Origin of the sequence: Photobacterium gaetbulicola, assembly GCF_003025515.1 — a bacterium.
Lineage (GTDB): Bacteria > Pseudomonadota > Gammaproteobacteria > Enterobacterales > Vibrionaceae > Photobacterium > Photobacterium gaetbulicola.
Genome location: NZ_PYME01000030.1, coordinates 1 through 17256 on the forward strand (window position 1 = coordinate 1; position 17256 = coordinate 17256).

Below are 17256 nucleotides of genomic sequence, written 5' to 3' on the forward strand. Positions count from 1 at the left end.
TAGGAAAAGAAGTCTTTCGACGGCTGGAATATCACATTACAAATTCAACATTACGCTGGGCACAACAAGAGTTAATTATGATGGCAAGGAGCAATTATCATGCGTGAATTTTGTGGGGATCCTCCAGCGCCTAACATAAGTTGCGCCCCACTAAACCCACCAAGCGCACCGAACTCCATACCAAAAATGCGCAGTAAAAAGCGTCAACTTGATGTTCTTGTTAGCTCACGAACTCAAACTCTTCGGCATTCTCAAAAGAAAATTGCTTCAAATATGATAAAGCAACATCTGAAACTACAAGCAAAGAGCTTTCTGTGATACCAAAATCATCTTGAGCTGGTTTACCATTTACTTTTAACCACACAAACTCGGGAAGCGTTTTATTCGGATAAAGCTCATTAAATAATTCAGATGTGGTAATTTTGGCCGCTTCCAAATCAAAACCTGTTAAAGATGTCTTTTTAAGAGATTGCGACAAGTTGTAAGATACCAAAAAACATGGAAAAGATTCCAAGATATCATCACCAAGCCACCCTTGAAACTCGTAGTGCAACTTAGTTACCGATGGCGGATGAACAGAAAAATCCCCTTCAGTTTTTTCACCAAGACCGCCTGCGACTTCAGGCTCTATAACAAAATATTTCATATATGCTTCTATATATTTAGGAATGAGCTAACGCCCAATTAAGTAGCCCGAAACGCACAACGATAGTTTCTGCATAGCGCCTTAACCACTGAAACTACTGCAAACTGAAAATGCCACGCGTTGAGGGTCTGCTTGAATTGCTTGTTATGTAATCACATGTTCGGACTTTATTGTTCCCACCAGACTACTAAAAACGCCTTTTCACTCAAGGTTCTTTTGATGGATTTGAGTGCGAAAGCCAAATTCGAAGTAGGGGAGTTACAACGATTTCAGGATAGTGAATTTCAGCGAATGACTTAGCTTTTGACGCAGACAAGCAAGACGAAATGAACTTACCCAGTGGGATGAACTTTCGTTGACCTTGAATCATTGCGACGAAGCAAAACTAAGATGCAGAACCAGAAACCCAAGAATGAATAAGTAGCTTGGCATTACGAAAGACTAAAAAATACTGAAAATCAACCTGTTACATAACGCCAGCAATAAGGTGTGCCACGATGAACTCACCAAGCGCACCGAACTCCATACCAAAACCGCCGAGTGTAACGCATCACCTTAATTGCCTTGTTACACCTTAATCACAGTCGATGTACCCGCCATATGCTCCACATTTGGTACAACGAAATATATATGCTGTAGGAGAACCATCTTTTGATAAAGATGAACAGAAATTGTCCCACTCAGCACCGTCTAATCGAGTATCAGCTTTTAAAACATCAATAAGCTCACCACCAATTTCCAATACTTGGCTTGTTCCGGCAGCACCTAAAAATTCACCCGCGTCATGACAATGTGTCCACCACCGTTCTTGTTGCCAGCCACAAAAGCCAGGAGTTCTCGTAGAAACCTCAAGAACAACATCCTCAGACACACTATCCCATGAACCATAATCACCAATACCATCAGAATCAGTAAATTCAGCATCAAATTTTTTGCTTGCAGAACCATCGGCAATACACCAAGGACAAATACAATCATCAAGTTCTTCTTCAGAGTAAACTGGCCCTGTATAAATGTATCCTGTCTGCTTTCCACAGCACTCACATTCATTCTCGGATATTTCTATTGCTCCAGTATTTAATGGAAATGGATGATATTTAAATTGAGGAAGTGTCATATTTCTCCTTTAGGTGTAACATTTTATTTGTCGAAACCACTTCGACTATCCCTACTACCAAAAATCAACCAGTTAAATTTTTCTTGGTTTGTTCTTGCTTATAGTGCGTAGTCAATTCGTATATCCCACCTCAGCAATCAATAGTAACATACTGACAAACAACTGCTTTTCTATATGTTGTGATTTTCGCTACAAATAACCGAAATCTGTTCTGCATAGCTTGGTGTCTGGTGAAAAACGTTCATAAAGTAATATACACATTTAGAAAACAGTATTTGTATGAAAGATATCCCACAGCCACTATCAAGCATTAAAAGTCCTTTTTTGGCAGAAGTAACCACCTTCATTCGTACAAGGGGACTAGCCTATTCAACCGAGAAAGCCTACATAAGTTGGATCAAACGTTTTATCCTATTCTCGCGTTACCAACATCGTAATCAAATCAATGCAAGAGATATTCAACAATTCCTCGAACATTTGGTGACAACTAAAAATGTCTCACCAAACACCCAAAGGACAGCATTAAACGCACTTGTCTTTCTCTGCAGGGAGATGCTTAATCAAGATACTAGCTTGTTAAACTTCAAGCGCTCAAAACGTTCTACAAAATTACCAGAAGTGTTCAGCCACGAAGAAGCCATGTCGATAATCTGCCTGCTTCAATATCCATGCAGGCTTGTGGCCCAGTTAATGTATGGCAGCGGGCTTCGTGTGAACGAAGCGCTTCGGCTCAGGATTAATGACATTAACTTTGACACCTTAAGTATTACTGTCAGAAATGGTAAAGGAAACAAAGATAGAAAGACCCTACTGTCGCCGCACATTATTGCAGATCTTAAACATCAAATAGAATCAGTTACAGCCCTGTACAAACTGGATACCAAGAATGGTTATGGTGAGGTGTATATGCCCTACGCCTTGCAACGTAAATATCCGAATCATGCTAAATCACTTGGCTGGCAGTATCTATTTCCAGCAAAAAATATCAGCAAAGATCCGCGCTCAAACAGATTGATGCGCCACCATTTAACTGACCGTAGTGTGCAACAGCAAGTAGCCACTGCAGTCAAGCAGGCCAAAATATTAAAAAAAGCAAACTGCCACACTTTTAGGCATTCTTTCGCAACCCGTTTACTTGAAGCTGGTACAGACTTGCGGAATATCCAAGAACTGCTTGGCCATAGCGATATAAAAACGACTCAAATCTACACCCATGTCGTAGGCACGCATTTCAGCGGCGTCAAAAGTCCATTAGATCAGGTTTAACGGTATGCTACCGCCTAAGATATTTAAATCCCCACGCCTACAATTTTAATTATCAGTGTCTAAATAAGAATACATTCAATCAGTTTCACAAAAAAGACTAATGCAAGTATCTGTGAGATAGCCTGCGTATATGATGAAACATTACTGTATACACAGTGGTTATCTAGTTTATACAGTAGTTCTCTATGACTTACCCGGTTCAAAACCACTTGAAACCAAAAAAAACCCAACAAGTACTCAAAAGAAGTACAACAAACAAAGTACTTTATATTCATGAACTTAAACCCTTAACTTGTATAGTTTTGAATCCTTTATGCTCATAAAACCTCAAGCAATTGTTAAAAAAGACTTGCAACAGCACCTGAATACAACTACTGTATGTACATACAGCATGTATAAATAAACACTGTTTGAGGATGATGGATTATGGCTGCTTACTTTGAACACCAAAACACTGTTTCTGCTTCTCAGGTCTACAAAGCGACGTTTGCCGCTCAAACCGAAGGTACCTCTTCTCATACAGTCAGCTGTCCTATCGAGGTTTCTTTTAATGATGAGAGCCAGGCACAATTGGCCTATTTTCTACGTATCCTCAAGCAAGCCAGTCAACAAAACCGCTGGATCATGTTTATCGGCCAAAATGCACTCATTGATAAAAACCTATTGAAGAGTGCAGGTATAGACTTGAACAAGGTTTTGGTTTTGACCAACAAAAAAGGCAAAACTGATCAGGAGCTGATGGAAAAAGCGCTCCGTTGTGGTAATTGCAGTGCGGTTATTGCCACAGGTGATATCCAGCACTTTGCCAGTTATGCCATGCGAGAAGCTTCAGATTCAGGGGCCAGCTATGCATTTGTCATTAATCGTAACGACAGGTCTCAAATCACATACCACTGAATACACAGTAATTTGTTTAAATTATGTGCCGAGTCCAGTAAATAATTCTTTCCTATACTAATAAAGCCATCAGCAGTGCCGATGGCTTTTTTTGATCCAGTACAATGAATGGTGTAATTAACCACTAATTGCGTGATCCTCATCACTTTCGCCGTGCATTAATGCAAAAAACCATCATAATACGCCTGAAAATTATAAAAATTCAGTCGTTATAACCGGATGTTAAAATGGAAAAGAAACTGGGATTAGGATCGCTTACTGCCTTGGTCATCGGCTCAATGATTGGGGCGGGGGTCTTCAGCCTTCCCCAAAATATGGCTGCCGTTGCCAGTCCCGCAGCAGTAATGATCGGTTGGACTATCACAGGTATTGGTATGATATTTCTTGCCCTTGCCTTCCAACACCTCTCGAAGCTCAAGCCTGAAATCGAAAGCGGTGTCTTTGGCTACGCCCAAGCTGGCTTTGGCGATTTTGTCGGCTTCTGCTCTGCATGGGGCTATTGGCTCAGTGCTATGCTAGCCAATGTCTCTTACTTGGTTATCGTGTTCAGTACATTGGGGATGCTCTTCGACAGCCCTGACATGGTGCTATTTGGCAATGGTAATACCTGGATCTCTATTATTGGTTCATCGGTTTTACTTTGGCTTGTCCATGCGCTTGTACTACGTGGCGTACAAACAGCAGCAATGATCAATATGATCACAACATGTGCCAAGCTGATCCCATTATTCCTCTTCATCTTCTCTGCCCTTATTGCTTTTCACTGGGATACGTTCGTGTTCGATTTCACCGGGCTGCATTTCGGTGAACAGCACGATTTACTGTCCCAAGTAAAAGGTACTATGCTGATTACCGTATGGGTTTTCATCGGTATCGAAGGCGCAGTTGTCGTTTCAAACCGAGCGAAAGACCGTAAGGATATCGGCCGTGCTACCATTCTGGGCTTGCTGACCGCCTTGACTATCTATGTTTTCGTAACTCTGCTTTCGATGGGAGTGGTAAGCACAGAGCAATTGGCAACTTACCAGAATCCATCCATGGCTGAGGTACTTACCGAGATCCTTGGGCCATTGGGTAAATACATCATTGGGTGCGGACTTTTGATTTCTGTCTGCGGGGCTTTCCTCAGCTGGACTGTACTCGCCTCCGAAGCACCATACTTAGGTGCTAGAGATAAAATGTTCCCTATCAGCTTTGCCAAGCAAAATGAGGCCGGCAGCCCGGTTAATTCATTACTACTCACCAATAGCTGTATCCAGGTAAGCCTTATTTTTGTAATGTTTGCTGGGAGTACCTATGACACACTATTGGCAATCGCATCAGAAATGATCCTTGTCCCCTACTTCTTGGTTGGCGCATATACACTGAAATTGGCGATCGAACGCAAGGACCGTGGCTCGCTGTTCATCGTGGGCCTGTGTGCGAGCCTCTACGGCCTGTGGCTACTATACGCATCAGGTCTCAACTACTTGCTGCTCTCTGCACTACTTTACGTCCCGGGGCTGTATTTCTACGTAAAAGCCAAACGGGAACAACAGACCCGACCATTTGTTGGTAAAGAAATGACCGCTGCAAGCCTACTAACTGCGGCAGCTTGCATAGCCGTCGGAATGCTGTGGAAAGGTATGATGTAGAAATGCAAAAGCCAGCAGAAGCTGGCTTTTATTTTTTCGGAACAAGTTAGCAGTTAGATCATATGTGCCCTTAGCACCTCACCCTCATCATCTAACTTGATCACTTTACATCCTGCTTTGCTTTCAATTTCGACGAGTTGCAGTTCTTCCAAGGCATATGGCAGCTTTATCATCAGCTCATCGATATGCTCTGCGCGTGCAAGTCGTAACAAGCGAATCAAATTGTTCGTGTCGCTAATGTTGGTCGAAAGCACTTTCAGTGCCTGCAGCTGCAACTTCTCTGAGTCTGTCATTCCATGCGGCATTGAAGAAGTCCATGTAATTTCAAATGCTGGAATTAGCGCTTTTAGCGCATCGACAAGTGTTACTCTCTGTTTGCATGATGCTGACAAAAAGGTTGTGTAATCAAAAACAACATTGTCCGGATTTGAGAATTCAACTGATGTTTCCATATTCATCCCTTTAGAAACATAACCACTGTTGCTAATAACTCATGTGCATCTGGCTAAATATACCGTTAGCTAATAACCACTATACGACTAACTTAACCATGAGCTATGTCTAATTTATGAAAATATGGCGTCGATCTGCTTTTTGCAAGCAAAAAATCAAAGTGGAAATGACAGCAAAACAATTGATTAACATCAATAAAACTTTAAGAACATAGTGATCACCATCTTGATAAATAAATTTTTTTCATCCCTGTCTATTGATGAATTACATTATTCATCCGATTAATACAAACCAACAAACTTGCAACACACTGAAAACCCAAAGGCCGACAAATAATGTCGACCTTTTATTTTAGTTGTTAAGAACAATGTTAAAATTGATGGTCAGAAGTAATGACAACAATCCCTTTTGGTGAAATATCAAACCGTTCTGCATCCTTTTTCCGGTTAACACCAATTTCTACACCGGGCGGAATGACAACATCTTTATCGATAATACAGTTCTCGATATGAGCCCCTTCGCCAACGACCACCCCTTCAAACACAATGCTATTAATAACAACGGCGGCATTCTCGATTTTCACTTTTGGAAATAGCACCGAGTTCTGTGCCGAGCCACCTTTTATCGCTACCCCATTGGAAATAATAGAGTTAATAAAAATACCTTCATTTCCAGCAGGTGAAGAGACGGTTCTGGCAGGTGGCAACTGTTGCTCATAGGTACGAATTGGCCACTCTTCTTGGTATAAATCCATAGGTGGATAATATGACAATAAGTCCATATTAGCCTGATAATAAGAATCAATAGTCCCAACATCTCGCCAGTAGGCATCTTGGCTAACCCTACCCGCCGAGCCTCCGAACTGATAAGCATAAACCCGCTCACCATCAATTAGGCCAGGAATAATATCTTTACCGAAGTCATGGCTACTTGTTGGATTAAGTGCATCCTTTTCTAACGCCTCTTCCAATGCTTTCATTGAAAAAATATAGATTCCCATTGATGCCAGACAGGCATCAGGATTGTTAGGAAGTGATTGAGGAGCCTCTGGTTTTTCGGTAAATGAATACACGCGCTGGTATTCATCGATGGACATTACACCGAAAGCATGAGCTTCAGACTTGGGAACTTCCATACAGGCAACGGTCAAATCAGCTTCATTTTCAACATGCTGCTTTAGCATTGGCTCATAGTCCATACGGTAAATATGATCGCCAGATAGTACCACTACATATTTTGCTTCACTGCGGGTCAACAAGTAGAGATTCTGATAAATAGCATCAGCAGTACCTTGATACCAGCTTTCACCCGTGCGCATCTGGGGCGGTACTGCAGTTATATACTCACCAAGCTCAGGGTTGAATATCGACCAACCATCACGCAGGTGTTTTTGCAGGGAATGAGACTTATATTGGGTCAACACGAGCACACGACGCAAACCAGAATGCAGGCAGTTGGTCAGTGTAAAATCAATAATTCGGTATTTTCCGCCAAATGGTACAGCAGGCTTGGCTCTATGGTCAGTTAAAGGTGACAGCCTTGAGCCTACTCCACCAGCCAAAATAACGGTAATCGCTTCCTTTTTCATATTCTCCCCCTAGCGCTAAAATCGACAGAGAGTTAAAAGCAAAATTTACGCCATAAGTGACGATAAGCAAGGCATTGAAATAAAGTGATTAAATTCATTCAATAAACACTTACATCCCTTTGTGCACCAAAATAGGGAGGCGATTCAGGGCATTGCACAAAAAATGCCCTTTTGATGTATGACCGCACCAAAAGGGCAACTTATATCCGGGACAGATCGTGCAATTTTAACATCACTAGGAGATCAGTTTATCCACCATCGTTATTATGACGTCAAGGCACTATCAATGGGCAGCTATGGCCGCTCACCCGCAGCCAAACGACGCTCGATATCTGCGACCACTTCCGGCAAATCCGCAATAGTATCGATTTGGTAATGTGCACCAGAATGGGCAAAGGCATCGATAGCTTTTGCTCGTGCACCAGCAAGTGTCGCTTCGTCAGCTTGTTCGAACTCAGCCTGGGTCAAGCCCGCCTCATTACCAGATAGCAACAATGCAACGGTCCACATGCCTGCGTTCAGGCCTTCAGTAATACCAGGCACAGAGTCATCAACCTTGATGCACGCTTTCACATCAGTTACCGCAAGCTCGATCATGTTCTGCAGTACCATGTATGGTGCAGGACGGCCTCCCGCAGCAAGGTCATCGGTTGCTACTGCGCAATCAGGGCTATAGCCTTTGTCTTTTGCCGCTGGGAGCAACTTATCAAGGACCTCTCGCGGGTAACCGGTACATGAACCAATTTTGATCCCCTCTTCACGAAGACCATCAATCACCGCTTTTGCCCCTGGGATCAAATCAGCATGCTCACCCACTTTGGCAATCTGAAGTGGCATGAAAGTTTGGTAGATTTTATCGATATCTTCTTTCTGCATCGGCTGGCCGAACTTGTCCTGCCAACGTTGGCTGACTTCAGACATTTCACCAACCGCTTTTATGTGATCCCACTTACCCAGCCCCATTGGTACACGCGCTTCAGCCAGTGAAATATCAAAGCCGTATTCGCGACGGAATGCTTCTACAAAAATGGTGGTTGGTGCGAACGAGCCAAAATCTACAACGGTGCCGGCCCAATCAAAAATTACTGCCTGAACTTGTTTAGTCATTTTCTCTTCCTTTTAAATCTCTTTACCTGCCGGCAACACCTTTGGCGGCCAGCAAGGTCTCAAATGTTTCAATAGCTGGTGATTGCCATTAACTACTAGCTTGAATTTCACTGATGGCCTGCTCTAACATATCCATCGCACGAGCAAGATCATCGCGTTCGATAATCAATGGTGGGCTTAACTGCAGAACGTTACCCTGTGACACTTTGAAACTCATCCCTAATTCAAGACATCGATACATCACTTGTTCCGCTTGTTGAAGTGCGCGCTCTTTGGTCTCACGGCAAGTAACAAGCTCTACCCCCCAAAGCAAACCGACGCCTCGAACATCCCCTATCAGTGGATATTTCTGTTTCATTCCTTCTAGGCGATCTCGCATGTACGCTTCATCACTCTTCACTTTGGTCAATAAGTTTTGTTGTTCAATCACCTCAATCGTTGCCAGTGCAGCAGCACAACCGACCGGAGATTTTTCGTGGGTATAGTGACCCAGTGAAATATGCGATGCCGTGTTGTACTTATCTTTAGTGATCATGGCTGCGATAGGTACGACCCCACCGCCTAACCCTTTGCCGATACAAAGAATGTCCGGTTCGATGCCAAATTCCTGGTAAGTGAACCAGTTTCCACTACGTCCCATACCATTTGGAATATCGTCAATGATCAGCATGACATTGTGCTTTTCGCAAATTTCACGGATGCGCTTCCAATACGCTCTGCTCGGTACCTGCACATCGGTATTGCGAATACCCTCAGCAATAAAAGCGCCTATGCCCCCTTCTTTTTCGATCACATATTCCAAGTAATCAGCATAGTGAACATCGCTGCCGTCATTCGATGGAAATGCGCCACGATAACTTACTGCAGGTGGAATACGCTCTACGCCCGCCATCAAAGGGCCTATCCCCTCACGGAAGCATGCTTCGCCGCCAACTGAAATGGCATCAAGGGAAGCGCCATGGAATGAGTCCCACAAAGACACTACCTTGTAGTTTCCAGTCACATAACGGGCGAGTTTCAACGCCATACCAATGACCGAGGTGCCGCCCGGCGCAAACAGCACGCGATTGAGATCGCCACCGGCGATATCTGTCAGCTTTTTTGCACAATCAATGGCTGTCTGGTTGGTAAAGCGACGCGGCGAAAATGGCAACTCCGCCAGTTGTTGTTTGATACGGCCAACAACATGGGGATGTCCATAACCCAATTGATGGACATTGTTACCGTGGAAATCCATGTATTTTTTTCCGGCAGCATCTTCAATATAGATCCCATCGGCACCTACCAGGGCATCCAGGCATGGCGTCGACATAGCTTGATGCAAGAAAAACTGACTATCTTCCTTCAGCATCTGCTGCGTTTTTTGATCAGCAATACTGTTTGTCCATGCGACACGAGCTGGCGTAATATTGGTATCTCCTTCACTTCGCAATGACTGTTCCGATAGCGCCGAACCGTGTTGCTGAGATGTCGTTATCTGAGTCATTACGCTTCCCTTATGCCCAGTACATAGACGCTTCGATCGCGTCAATCAGACGATGCATATCTTCATTATGAACATCACCAATGTTACCGATACGAAAGCAATCAGCATTTGACACTTTGCCTGGGTAGATAACAAACCCTTTTTCTTTCAGCAGGTTGTAGAATTTTTTAAAGTCATATTCGTCTGCTTCCGGCGAATAGAAAGAAGTAATAATCGGAGAGTGCAATGACTTATCCAGCAAGCATTTGAAGCCCAGTTTTTCCATCCCGGCAACCAAGATCAGTTGGTTAGACGCATAACGCTGATAGCGTGCTTCTACCCCGCCTTCGTCTTGCAGTTCTTGCAGGGCCTGATGGAAAGCGCGTACTGTATGGGTTGGAGAAGTGAAACGCCACTTGCCATGGTTCTTCTCCATACACAGCCATTGATCATAAAGATCCAGAGACAATGAACGGGCACGGCCTGCGCACTTTTCCAGCTCAGTTTGTTTTGCAATGACAAAGCCAAAGCCAGGCACACCCTGAATACACTTGTTGGCTGAGCTGATCATAAAGTCGATCCCCAGTTTACCGATATCCAATGGGATACCGCCAAAACTCGACATGGCATCTAAGATCATGATCTTATTGCGAGATTTCACCACATCGCACACAGCTTCAACCGGGTTTAACATCCCTGTTGTCGTTTCGCAGTGCACCATAGCAACATGGGTAATACTCGCATCGCTATCTAGGATTTCTGCCACTTGCTCAGCAGATGGCTGCGCCACTTCACCAAGCTCAATAATGGTGTGTGCAATGTTTAGGTAGTGTGCAATCTGACCAATACGCTCACCGTACGCACCATTGTTAACCACCAGCAGCTTTGCGTTTGCAGGAACAACGGTGCCGATTGTGGCTTCAACCGATGCTGTGCCGCTGCCCTGCATCAACACACTTGTATAACCTTCAACACCCGTGGCCAACTCAACTAACTGCTCACGGATCACTTCTACAATACCTTTATTGTATTCATCATCCCAAGTACACCAGTCTTTCAGCATGGCTTCGCGAACAGTACGGCTCGTTGACAGCGGCCCCGGGGTCAGTAGCAAATATTGATTATCCAAGTTTTCCATTATCTTGATTCCAATTGGACTATACCAGTTACGACGAACTATAACGATCTTGCCAAATTGCTGTAAATCCCCAGACCCAACAATTAACAAAAGCTTCATGTTTTGTCGTTTTTCGCTTCTCTCCTTTATTTACCTCTGAGTTATTGCTGTCAAAAATAACCAATAAAATTGTTAGTAAACTGAAATATCGCAATCATTGAAGTGTCATATTTCCTGCCTAGCATCTTCCATGTCGAAACAATCTGGTACAGACCAAGCAATACAATTAAACCCTCTGGCTCGGTCAGCCAAAAATTCATGGAGATGAAAAAATGAAAAACCGTTGGATGATTACCCCTCTTACTGCAATAGCAGCTCTTTCCGCTTCTTCTGCATTTGCTGCCGAGGAACTAACGGTGTATACCGCTTTCGAGACAGACATGCTGGCTAAATTCAAAAATAGTTTTGAGCAAGCTAACCCTGATATCAAAATTAACTGGGTACGTGATTCAACCGGGATCATGACTGCAAAACTGTTGGCCGAAAAAAATAACCCCCACGCTGACGTGGTATGGGGCCTAGCCGGCTCTTCCATGGCACTTCTCAAAGAAGAAGGCGTACTGAAGCCATACACACCGGAAGGTCTTGATCAAATCCGTGCAAATCTAGTTGACCCGCAACAAAACAAAGCTTGGTTCGGTAACGATGCATTTTTTAATGCCGTATGTTTCAACGAGATTGTTGCCGAGCAAAAAGGCCTCTCCAAGCCAGACAGCTGGGAAGATCTGCTAAAGCCTGAATACAAAGGCCATATTGCGATGCCAAACCCAGCCTCTTCTGGCACGGGCTACATGCAGGTATCCGCGTGGATCCAGTCTATGGGAGAGAAACCTGCATGGCAGTATATGGAACAACTGGACGGTAACATCGCACACTACACCCACTCGGGCTCAAAACCGTGTGTGCAGGCTGCTATGGGAGAAGTGGCTATTGGTATTTCAATGGCAATCCGCGGTGCCACCCTGAAAACACAAGGTGCGCCCATCGACATTATCATGCCCAAAGGTGGCGTGGGCTGGGAAGCTGAAGCCGTTGGTCTGGTAAATACCGAATCCGATGCTGCCAAGCGTCTTGTAGACTGGTCCATCTCTGAAGAAGCAAACAAGCTTTACAATGCGTTCTATCCGGTTGTTGGCCATAAGGCGATCAACGCAGCAGTTAACAACTATCCTGATGTAGAAAACGCAATGGTTGATATGGACTTTGGCAAGATGGCGGCTAGCCGAGAAGATGTGCTGAAGACTTGGTCTGACCGATTTGATGCTAAATCTGAGCCACGTTCATAATCTACTTTGTATTATCACGAGCAGATAACAATGAATACGCTGAGCGTGACGGTAATGCTGTCACGCTATTTTTGTTTTATACCTATTAAATATGTAATGTATCAATATATTTAAATCAATGGTATTTAAAGCTGGAAATAAGGTTGGCGAGCCACCATTCCCTCATGGCTTTCCAGCCCTTCTTGTTGCTCGTTTTGAGCATCCAGTTTAGCCAGTTCTTTTTTCATTTCCGACAGCTCACGTTCCATATAAGAAATATTACGGATCAACATTTTTCTTTCCATGATGCTTTGCCTCAATCAAAAAACACAAGAATAGAATAAAAGGTCTAGAAGTATACCCAAGTTACCTCAAGAAGCAGAATTCAGAGGGTTGCCAGCGGATTCAATCCAAGGCGAAGCTTTGCAGGAATGGCATTCCCTTTCAAATAGCTTCAACGAGGGAGTGAATGCGCTGACACCCTCCCGAAGGGCGAGTTTTCTAAGCTTCTATACCGCGTTATTGTTTTTCGATTTAGAGCCACTAGCTCTTCAAAACAATGCCTTGTCTATAAGATTAGAAATTCTCGCTGAAACTGCATCTTGAGGTAGCTTGGGTATAAGAATATCAATTTGACAAGATGAAAACGAGGCACCCTAATCAAATTCTTTTTTAGCATGGCAAAAGAATGCGATATTCAGTAATGGTTAAGTATGAACCAACAGAAATTTTTTTCCAGAAAACAATTTTCTTTTTTTCGTAAAATCCATGTCATTTAACTGTAACTGACTGCAATTAATTTTGGTATATACCAAATAAAGTGAGTTAGAACCATGGAAACGTATCTGAAGATTGAAAATGTCAGCAAGCAATATGGACAGTTTACTGCGCTGAACGACATTTCCCTTGATATTCATAAAGGCGAATTTGTTTGCTTCCTCGGCCCGTCAGGGTGCGGTAAAACTACCTTGCTACGTGCCATTGCCGGATTGGATCTGGCGTCTTCAGGCAAGATCACCCAAGGCGATAAAGAAACGACTTTCCTTGCCCCTGAAAAGCGTGACTTCGGCATTGTCTTCCAGTCCTATGCCCTGTTCCCAAACCTGACCGTAGCGGATAACATCAGCCTAGGCCTGCGTAACCAAGGGAAAGACAACAAAACCGTCAACGACACCGTCAGTCATTGGTTGAATGTTATCGGCTTGCCAGACTCCGGGGGAAAATATCCTAACCAACTCTCTGGAGGCCAACAGCAGCGAGTTGCCCTCGCCCGCGCACTATCATTATCGCCAGGCTTGTTACTGCTCGATGAACCTTTGTCTGCCCTGGATGCAAAAGTGCGATCTCACCTCCGAGAAGAAATACGTCGCCTGCAGCGCCAGCTGGGTATAACCACCATTATGGTGACCCACGACCAGGACGAAGCTCTCGCGATGGCCGATCGCATTGTGGTGATGAACCACGGTGTTATCGAACAGGTTGGCACGCCGCAGGAAATCTACCAAAACCCAGCCTCGCGCTTCGTTGCGGACTTTGTCGGTAACATGAACTTTATACCGGCTTCCGTAGTCAGTGATAACCAAATCAGAATCGGTGAATCATTGCTGCCCAAGCCTTGTGATGCACTAGAGCGTGGTCAGCAAGTGGAATTGGGCCTGCGCCCAGAAGATCTTCACTTTTTGGAAATCGGCAAGAAGAGCGATTCGAGCTTCCCTGTTCAGATTGAAGAATTGGAATTCCAGGGCACCTTTGTCCGTGCCGAGTGCAAACTCCAGGGTGCGTATCAAAGCAACATACTTAAAGTTGATGTGCCTATTCGCGAATTGCGCGAGCTTCAGCTCGAGCGTGGTCACTTCCATTACGTGAACATGTCCAAGAATCATACCCATATCTTTCAAGCGCAATAGAGAGCATGGAAATCGCGATGAATGCAAATACGAATGCAATTTCGAATGTGACGACTAACGAACGTACGATGGCAACACGTCAATCAAGCCTGTCGCAGCGCCTGACTGTTTTCAAGAACTCGCTAAGCCGAGATAACATCACATTAGGTGTTATCCTTATGATGTTGTTGATCATCATGGGGATCTTTGTCCTCGGCCCTATGTTCGCCATGCTGCAAAAAAGTGTGATGAACAACCAAGGTGAATTTGTCGGTCTGCAAAACTTTGCCAACTACTTCTCTTCACCGGCTCTGTGGCAATCTCTGAAGAACACGATCAATATCGGTCTGATCGTCACCGTCTTTGTTGGCTTCCTTGCCTTTGGTTATGCCTATGCCCTAACCCGAAGCTGCATGCCATTCAAAGGCCTGTTCAATGTGCTCGGTGCCGCACCAATCCTGGCACCATCGCTTCTTCCGGCCATCAGTCTCATTTACCTGTTCGGTAACCAAGGTATTGCCAAAGAGTTGCTGATGGGGAACTCCGTATACGGCCCAATCGGTATTGCGATCGGCTTGATCTTCTGGACCTTCCCGCATGCGGTAATGATCCTGACTACATCGCTGAAAACATCCGATGCACGGCTTTACGAAGCTGCCAAGGCATTGAACACCTCGTCAATCAAAACCTTCTTCATTGTCACGCTACCGGCGGCAAAATATGGTTTGATCAGTGCACTGATCGTGGTTTTCACCCTTGTTGTCTGTGACTTCGGTGTACCTAAGGTCATCGGCGGCAGCTACAACGTGTTGGCTACAGATATCTTCAAGCAAGTTGTTGGGCAGCAGAACTTCTCCATGGGTGCGGTGACCAGTGTCATTCTGCTTGCTCCGGCCATCCTTGCATTTTCGGTTGACCGCAGGGTGAAGAAGAAACAACAAGGGCTGTTTGACTCACGCTCTGTTGCATACACGCCTGAGCCAAACAAGCTACGCGATGGTTTGTGTTTCTTATTCTGTAGCTTGATCTCGCTGTGTATCTTGGCGGTTATCGGTATGGCTTTCTACGGCTCGCTGGTTACCTTCTGGCCTTGGAACCTGACACTAAGCCTGAACAATTATAACTTTGCCCAATTCAGCACTTATGGCTGGGCACCCTACTTCAACTCAATCCAGCTTGCCAGCAATGTGGCAATGTTCGGTACCATTGTCATCTTCATTGGTGCGTACTGTGTAGAAAAAGGCCGAGCCTTTGCACCTATCCGTAACCTACTGCAGATGATAGCCATCATTCCAATGGCCGTACCGGGTATGGTGTTGGGCCTTGGGTATATTTTCTTCTTCAACAACCAAGCAAACCCAATGTCGGTATTGTACGGAACGATGGCTATCCTGGTGATCAACACCGTGATTCACTACTACACCGTCGGCCACATGACGGCACTGACAGCACTCAAGCAGTTGCCTGCAGAAGTCGAAGCGATTTCTGCCTCAATCAAAATGCCGCAGTACAAGGTCTTCTTCAAAGTGACCCTGCCTGTTTGCTTACCAGCGGTGTTCGAAATCGCGGTTTACATGTTCGTCAATGCCATGACCACGACGTCTGCAATTGTTTTTCTTTACGCCACCGACACCATGCCAGCATCTGTTTCGGTGTTGAACATGGACGACGCTGGCCAGACTGGTCCCGCTGCAGCCATGGCGGTAATGATTTTGCTCACCGCGGCACTGGTTAAGCTTACCCATGTCGGTACTATTCAGCTTATCGAACGTTACACCCAGGCATGGCGTAACCGTTAAAGGCAGCGCTCATTCACTTTTCGCAATGTGGCACATTTCACGCACGGTAATAGAAGCCGTAATAGTCTATTACCGTGACCTTTTAATAAAGCGCTTAAGTAATGATAAGGATATAATGTCAATCCGATTAACTTCCCCCCAACTTAGGGATTAATCGAATTTGCATTTTACATAGGGTCAATTGTGCAATATTTGAAAATCATGGAAGCCATCAACGAACAGATTGATGCAGGCCTTCTTGCAGCTGGTAACAAATTACCTGCCGAGCGTAAGCTCGCAGAATCATTCAACACGACAAGGGTCACCTTGCGTGAGTCACTGGCTCTGCTGGAAGCGGAAGGGAAACTGTACCGTGAAGACCGCCGGGGTTGGTTCGTCTCACCCGCACCGCTAAGCTATGACCCGACATACACCACCAACTTCCCGCAAATGGCGAAAGAGCAAGGTCGACTCGCTCGCACCGAGCTGATCGATGCCAAGCTGATTCCGGCCAGCCGCCGAGCCGCGTCATTACTTAAAGTGCCCCCCCTATCGGAAGTCTACCGAATCGACCGCCTGCGTTTTCTGGATGAACGCCCGGTGGTGGTGGTCACCAACTTCATCTTGCCAAAATACTTTCCGAACTTACTGGAAAAATCTTTTACTTCGTCACTGACTACCCTGTACCGGGAAGAATATGGCGTGATCTATTCGAAAACCCGTTATCGTGTCAGTACCACATCCCTACTGGGTGAAACCGCGCAACACCTGAGGGCAACCGCAGGTAGCCCTGCGATGTTGGTCGAACGCCTTAACTATGATCAGCATGACAATGTCATAGACTGTGACTTGGAATACTGGCGCCACGATGCGATTTGCATCGAATCGGTCGCCGAACTGTCAAAATAGGAGGTACACTGCGCCTATTAGGACACCAGCCAGTATATAAGAAAAGCCTGAGTACTGTGGTATTCAGG

15 protein-coding genes are annotated in these 17256 nt (G+C 44.9%); 7 read left to right on the top strand and 8 right to left on the bottom strand.

The window, feature by feature from the left end; translation table 11 throughout:
* Positions 1–220: 220 nt before the first annotated feature.
* Positions 221–646 (bottom strand): hypothetical protein, encoded by a 426-nt coding sequence (locus tag C9J03_RS21325; protein WP_107291744.1) that lies wholly within the window; start codon positions 644–646, stop codon positions 221–223.
* 574 nt (positions 647–1220) lie between these two features.
* Positions 1221–1763: a CbrC family protein gene (locus C9J03_RS21330; protein ID WP_082060607.1), complete on the bottom strand. Its 543-nt coding sequence runs from the start codon at positions 1761–1763 to the stop codon at positions 1221–1223.
* A 279-nt stretch (positions 1764–2042) separates the two neighbouring features.
* Here C9J03_RS21330 and C9J03_RS21335 point away from each other — a divergent pair, with 279 nt between their 5' ends.
* The 3 genes from C9J03_RS21335 (at position 2043) to C9J03_RS21345 (ending at position 5560) form a co-directional block, all read left to right on the top strand.
* Positions 2043–3029 carry an integron integrase gene (locus tag C9J03_RS21335; protein WP_044623252.1) on the top strand — a complete coding sequence of 329 codons (987 nt, stop codon included), beginning with the start codon at positions 2043–2045 and terminating at the stop codon, positions 3027–3029.
* 426 nt (positions 3030–3455) lie between these two features.
* Positions 3456–3926, top strand: coding sequence for a cell division inhibitor SulA (locus C9J03_RS21340; RefSeq protein WP_044623251.1), 471 nt, complete (start codon positions 3456–3458; stop codon positions 3924–3926).
* Positions 3927–4153: 227 nt separating this feature from the next.
* On the top strand, positions 4154–5560 hold the full coding sequence (locus C9J03_RS21345; RefSeq protein WP_044623250.1) for a basic amino acid/polyamine antiporter: 1407 nt from the start codon (positions 4154–4156) through the stop codon (positions 5558–5560).
* Between the two features lie 53 nt (positions 5561–5613).
* On the opposite strand, the gene C9J03_RS21350 is transcribed toward C9J03_RS21345, so the two are convergent.
* From C9J03_RS21350 to phnW, 5 genes are all read right to left on the bottom strand, one after another.
* The gene (locus tag C9J03_RS21350; RefSeq protein WP_044623249.1) at positions 5614–6012 is read right to left on the bottom strand and encodes a hypothetical protein; all 399 of its coding nucleotides are present in this window, start codon (positions 6010–6012) and stop codon (positions 5614–5616) included.
* Between the two features lie 371 nt (positions 6013–6383).
* Positions 6384–7601, bottom strand: a complete 1218-nt coding sequence (glgC, locus tag C9J03_RS21355) for a glucose-1-phosphate adenylyltransferase (RefSeq protein WP_044623248.1) — start codon at positions 7599–7601, stop codon at positions 6384–6386.
* A 294-nt stretch (positions 7602–7895) separates the two neighbouring features.
* Complete coding sequence (phnX, locus tag C9J03_RS21360; protein WP_044623247.1) at positions 7896–8708, bottom strand: phosphonoacetaldehyde hydrolase; 813 nt, start codon at positions 8706–8708, stop codon at positions 7896–7898.
* Positions 8709–8796: 88 nt separating this feature from the next.
* Complete coding sequence (locus C9J03_RS21365) at positions 8797–10194, bottom strand: aspartate aminotransferase family protein (RefSeq protein WP_044623246.1); 1398 nt, start codon at positions 10192–10194, stop codon at positions 8797–8799.
* 10 nt (positions 10195–10204) lie between these two features.
* Positions 10205–11302 (bottom strand): 2-aminoethylphosphonate--pyruvate transaminase, encoded by a 1098-nt coding sequence (gene phnW, locus C9J03_RS21370; protein WP_044624469.1) that lies wholly within the window; start codon positions 11300–11302, stop codon positions 10205–10207.
* Positions 11303–11622: 320 nt separating this feature from the next.
* On the opposite strand from phnW, the gene C9J03_RS21375 reads away from it, so the two are divergent.
* The gene (locus C9J03_RS21375) at positions 11623–12636 is read left to right on the top strand and encodes a putative 2-aminoethylphosphonate ABC transporter substrate-binding protein (RefSeq protein WP_044623245.1); all 1014 of its coding nucleotides are present in this window, start codon (positions 11623–11625) and stop codon (positions 12634–12636) included.
* A gap of 125 nt (positions 12637–12761) precedes the next feature.
* Here C9J03_RS21375 and C9J03_RS26775 read toward each other — a convergent pair whose 3' ends face one another.
* A complete protein-coding gene (locus C9J03_RS26775) occupies positions 12762–12920 on the bottom strand; it encodes a hypothetical protein (protein WP_156149939.1) in 159 nt (52 codons plus the stop codon).
* A 528-nt stretch (positions 12921–13448) separates the two neighbouring features.
* Between C9J03_RS26775 and C9J03_RS21380 the strand changes: the two genes are divergently transcribed.
* The 3 genes from C9J03_RS21380 to phnR all read left to right on the top strand — a co-directional run bounded on the left by C9J03_RS21380 (position 13449) and on the right by phnR (position 17188).
* Complete coding sequence (locus C9J03_RS21380) at positions 13449–14522, top strand: putative 2-aminoethylphosphonate ABC transporter ATP-binding protein (RefSeq protein ID WP_044623244.1); 1074 nt, start codon at positions 13449–13451, stop codon at positions 14520–14522.
* Between the two features lie 68 nt (positions 14523–14590).
* The gene (locus tag C9J03_RS21385) at positions 14591–16300 is read left to right on the top strand and encodes a putative 2-aminoethylphosphonate ABC transporter permease subunit (protein WP_044624468.1); all 1710 of its coding nucleotides are present in this window, start codon (positions 14591–14593) and stop codon (positions 16298–16300) included.
* A 183-nt stretch (positions 16301–16483) separates the two neighbouring features.
* On the top strand, positions 16484–17188 hold the full coding sequence (gene phnR / locus C9J03_RS21390; RefSeq protein ID WP_044623243.1) for a phosphonate utilization transcriptional regulator PhnR: 705 nt from the start codon (positions 16484–16486) through the stop codon (positions 17186–17188).
* Positions 17189–17256: the final 68 nt, after the last annotated feature.

Excerpts from the sequence above, each read along its gene's own strand:
- C9J03_RS21350 (WP_044623249.1), bottom strand. The coding sequence starts at position 6,012 with ATGGAAACATCAGTTGAATTCTCAAATCCGGACAATGTTGTTTTTGAT.
- C9J03_RS21375 (WP_044623245.1), top strand. The coding sequence starts at position 11,623 with ATGAAAAACCGTTGGATGATTACCCCTCTTACTGCAATAGCAGCTCTT.
- C9J03_RS21325 (WP_107291744.1), bottom strand. The coding sequence starts at position 646 with ATGAAATATTTTGTTATAGAGCCTGAAGTCGCAGGCGGTCTTGGTGAA.
- phnX (WP_044623247.1), bottom strand. The coding sequence starts at position 8,708 with ATGACTAAACAAGTTCAGGCAGTAATTTTTGATTGGGCCGGCACCGTT.
- C9J03_RS21380 (WP_044623244.1), top strand. The coding sequence starts at position 13,449 with ATGGAAACGTATCTGAAGATTGAAAATGTCAGCAAGCAATATGGACAG.
- C9J03_RS21385 (WP_044624468.1), top strand. The coding sequence starts at position 14,591 with ATGGCAACACGTCAATCAAGCCTGTCGCAGCGCCTGACTGTTTTCAAG.
- C9J03_RS21340 (WP_044623251.1), top strand. The coding sequence starts at position 3,456 with ATGGCTGCTTACTTTGAACACCAAAACACTGTTTCTGCTTCTCAGGTC.
- C9J03_RS21365 (WP_044623246.1), bottom strand. The coding sequence starts at position 10,194 with ATGACTCAGATAACGACATCTCAGCAACACGGTTCGGCGCTATCGGAA.
- C9J03_RS26775 (WP_156149939.1), bottom strand. The coding sequence starts at position 12,920 with ATGGAAAGAAAAATGTTGATCCGTAATATTTCTTATATGGAACGTGAG.
- glgC (WP_044623248.1), bottom strand. The coding sequence starts at position 7,601 with ATGAAAAAGGAAGCGATTACCGTTATTTTGGCTGGTGGAGTAGGCTCA.
- C9J03_RS21330 (WP_082060607.1), bottom strand. The coding sequence starts at position 1,763 with ATGACACTTCCTCAATTTAAATATCATCCATTTCCATTAAATACTGGA.
- C9J03_RS21335 (WP_044623252.1), top strand. The coding sequence starts at position 2,043 with ATGAAAGATATCCCACAGCCACTATCAAGCATTAAAAGTCCTTTTTTG.
- C9J03_RS21345 (WP_044623250.1), top strand. The coding sequence starts at position 4,154 with ATGGAAAAGAAACTGGGATTAGGATCGCTTACTGCCTTGGTCATCGGC.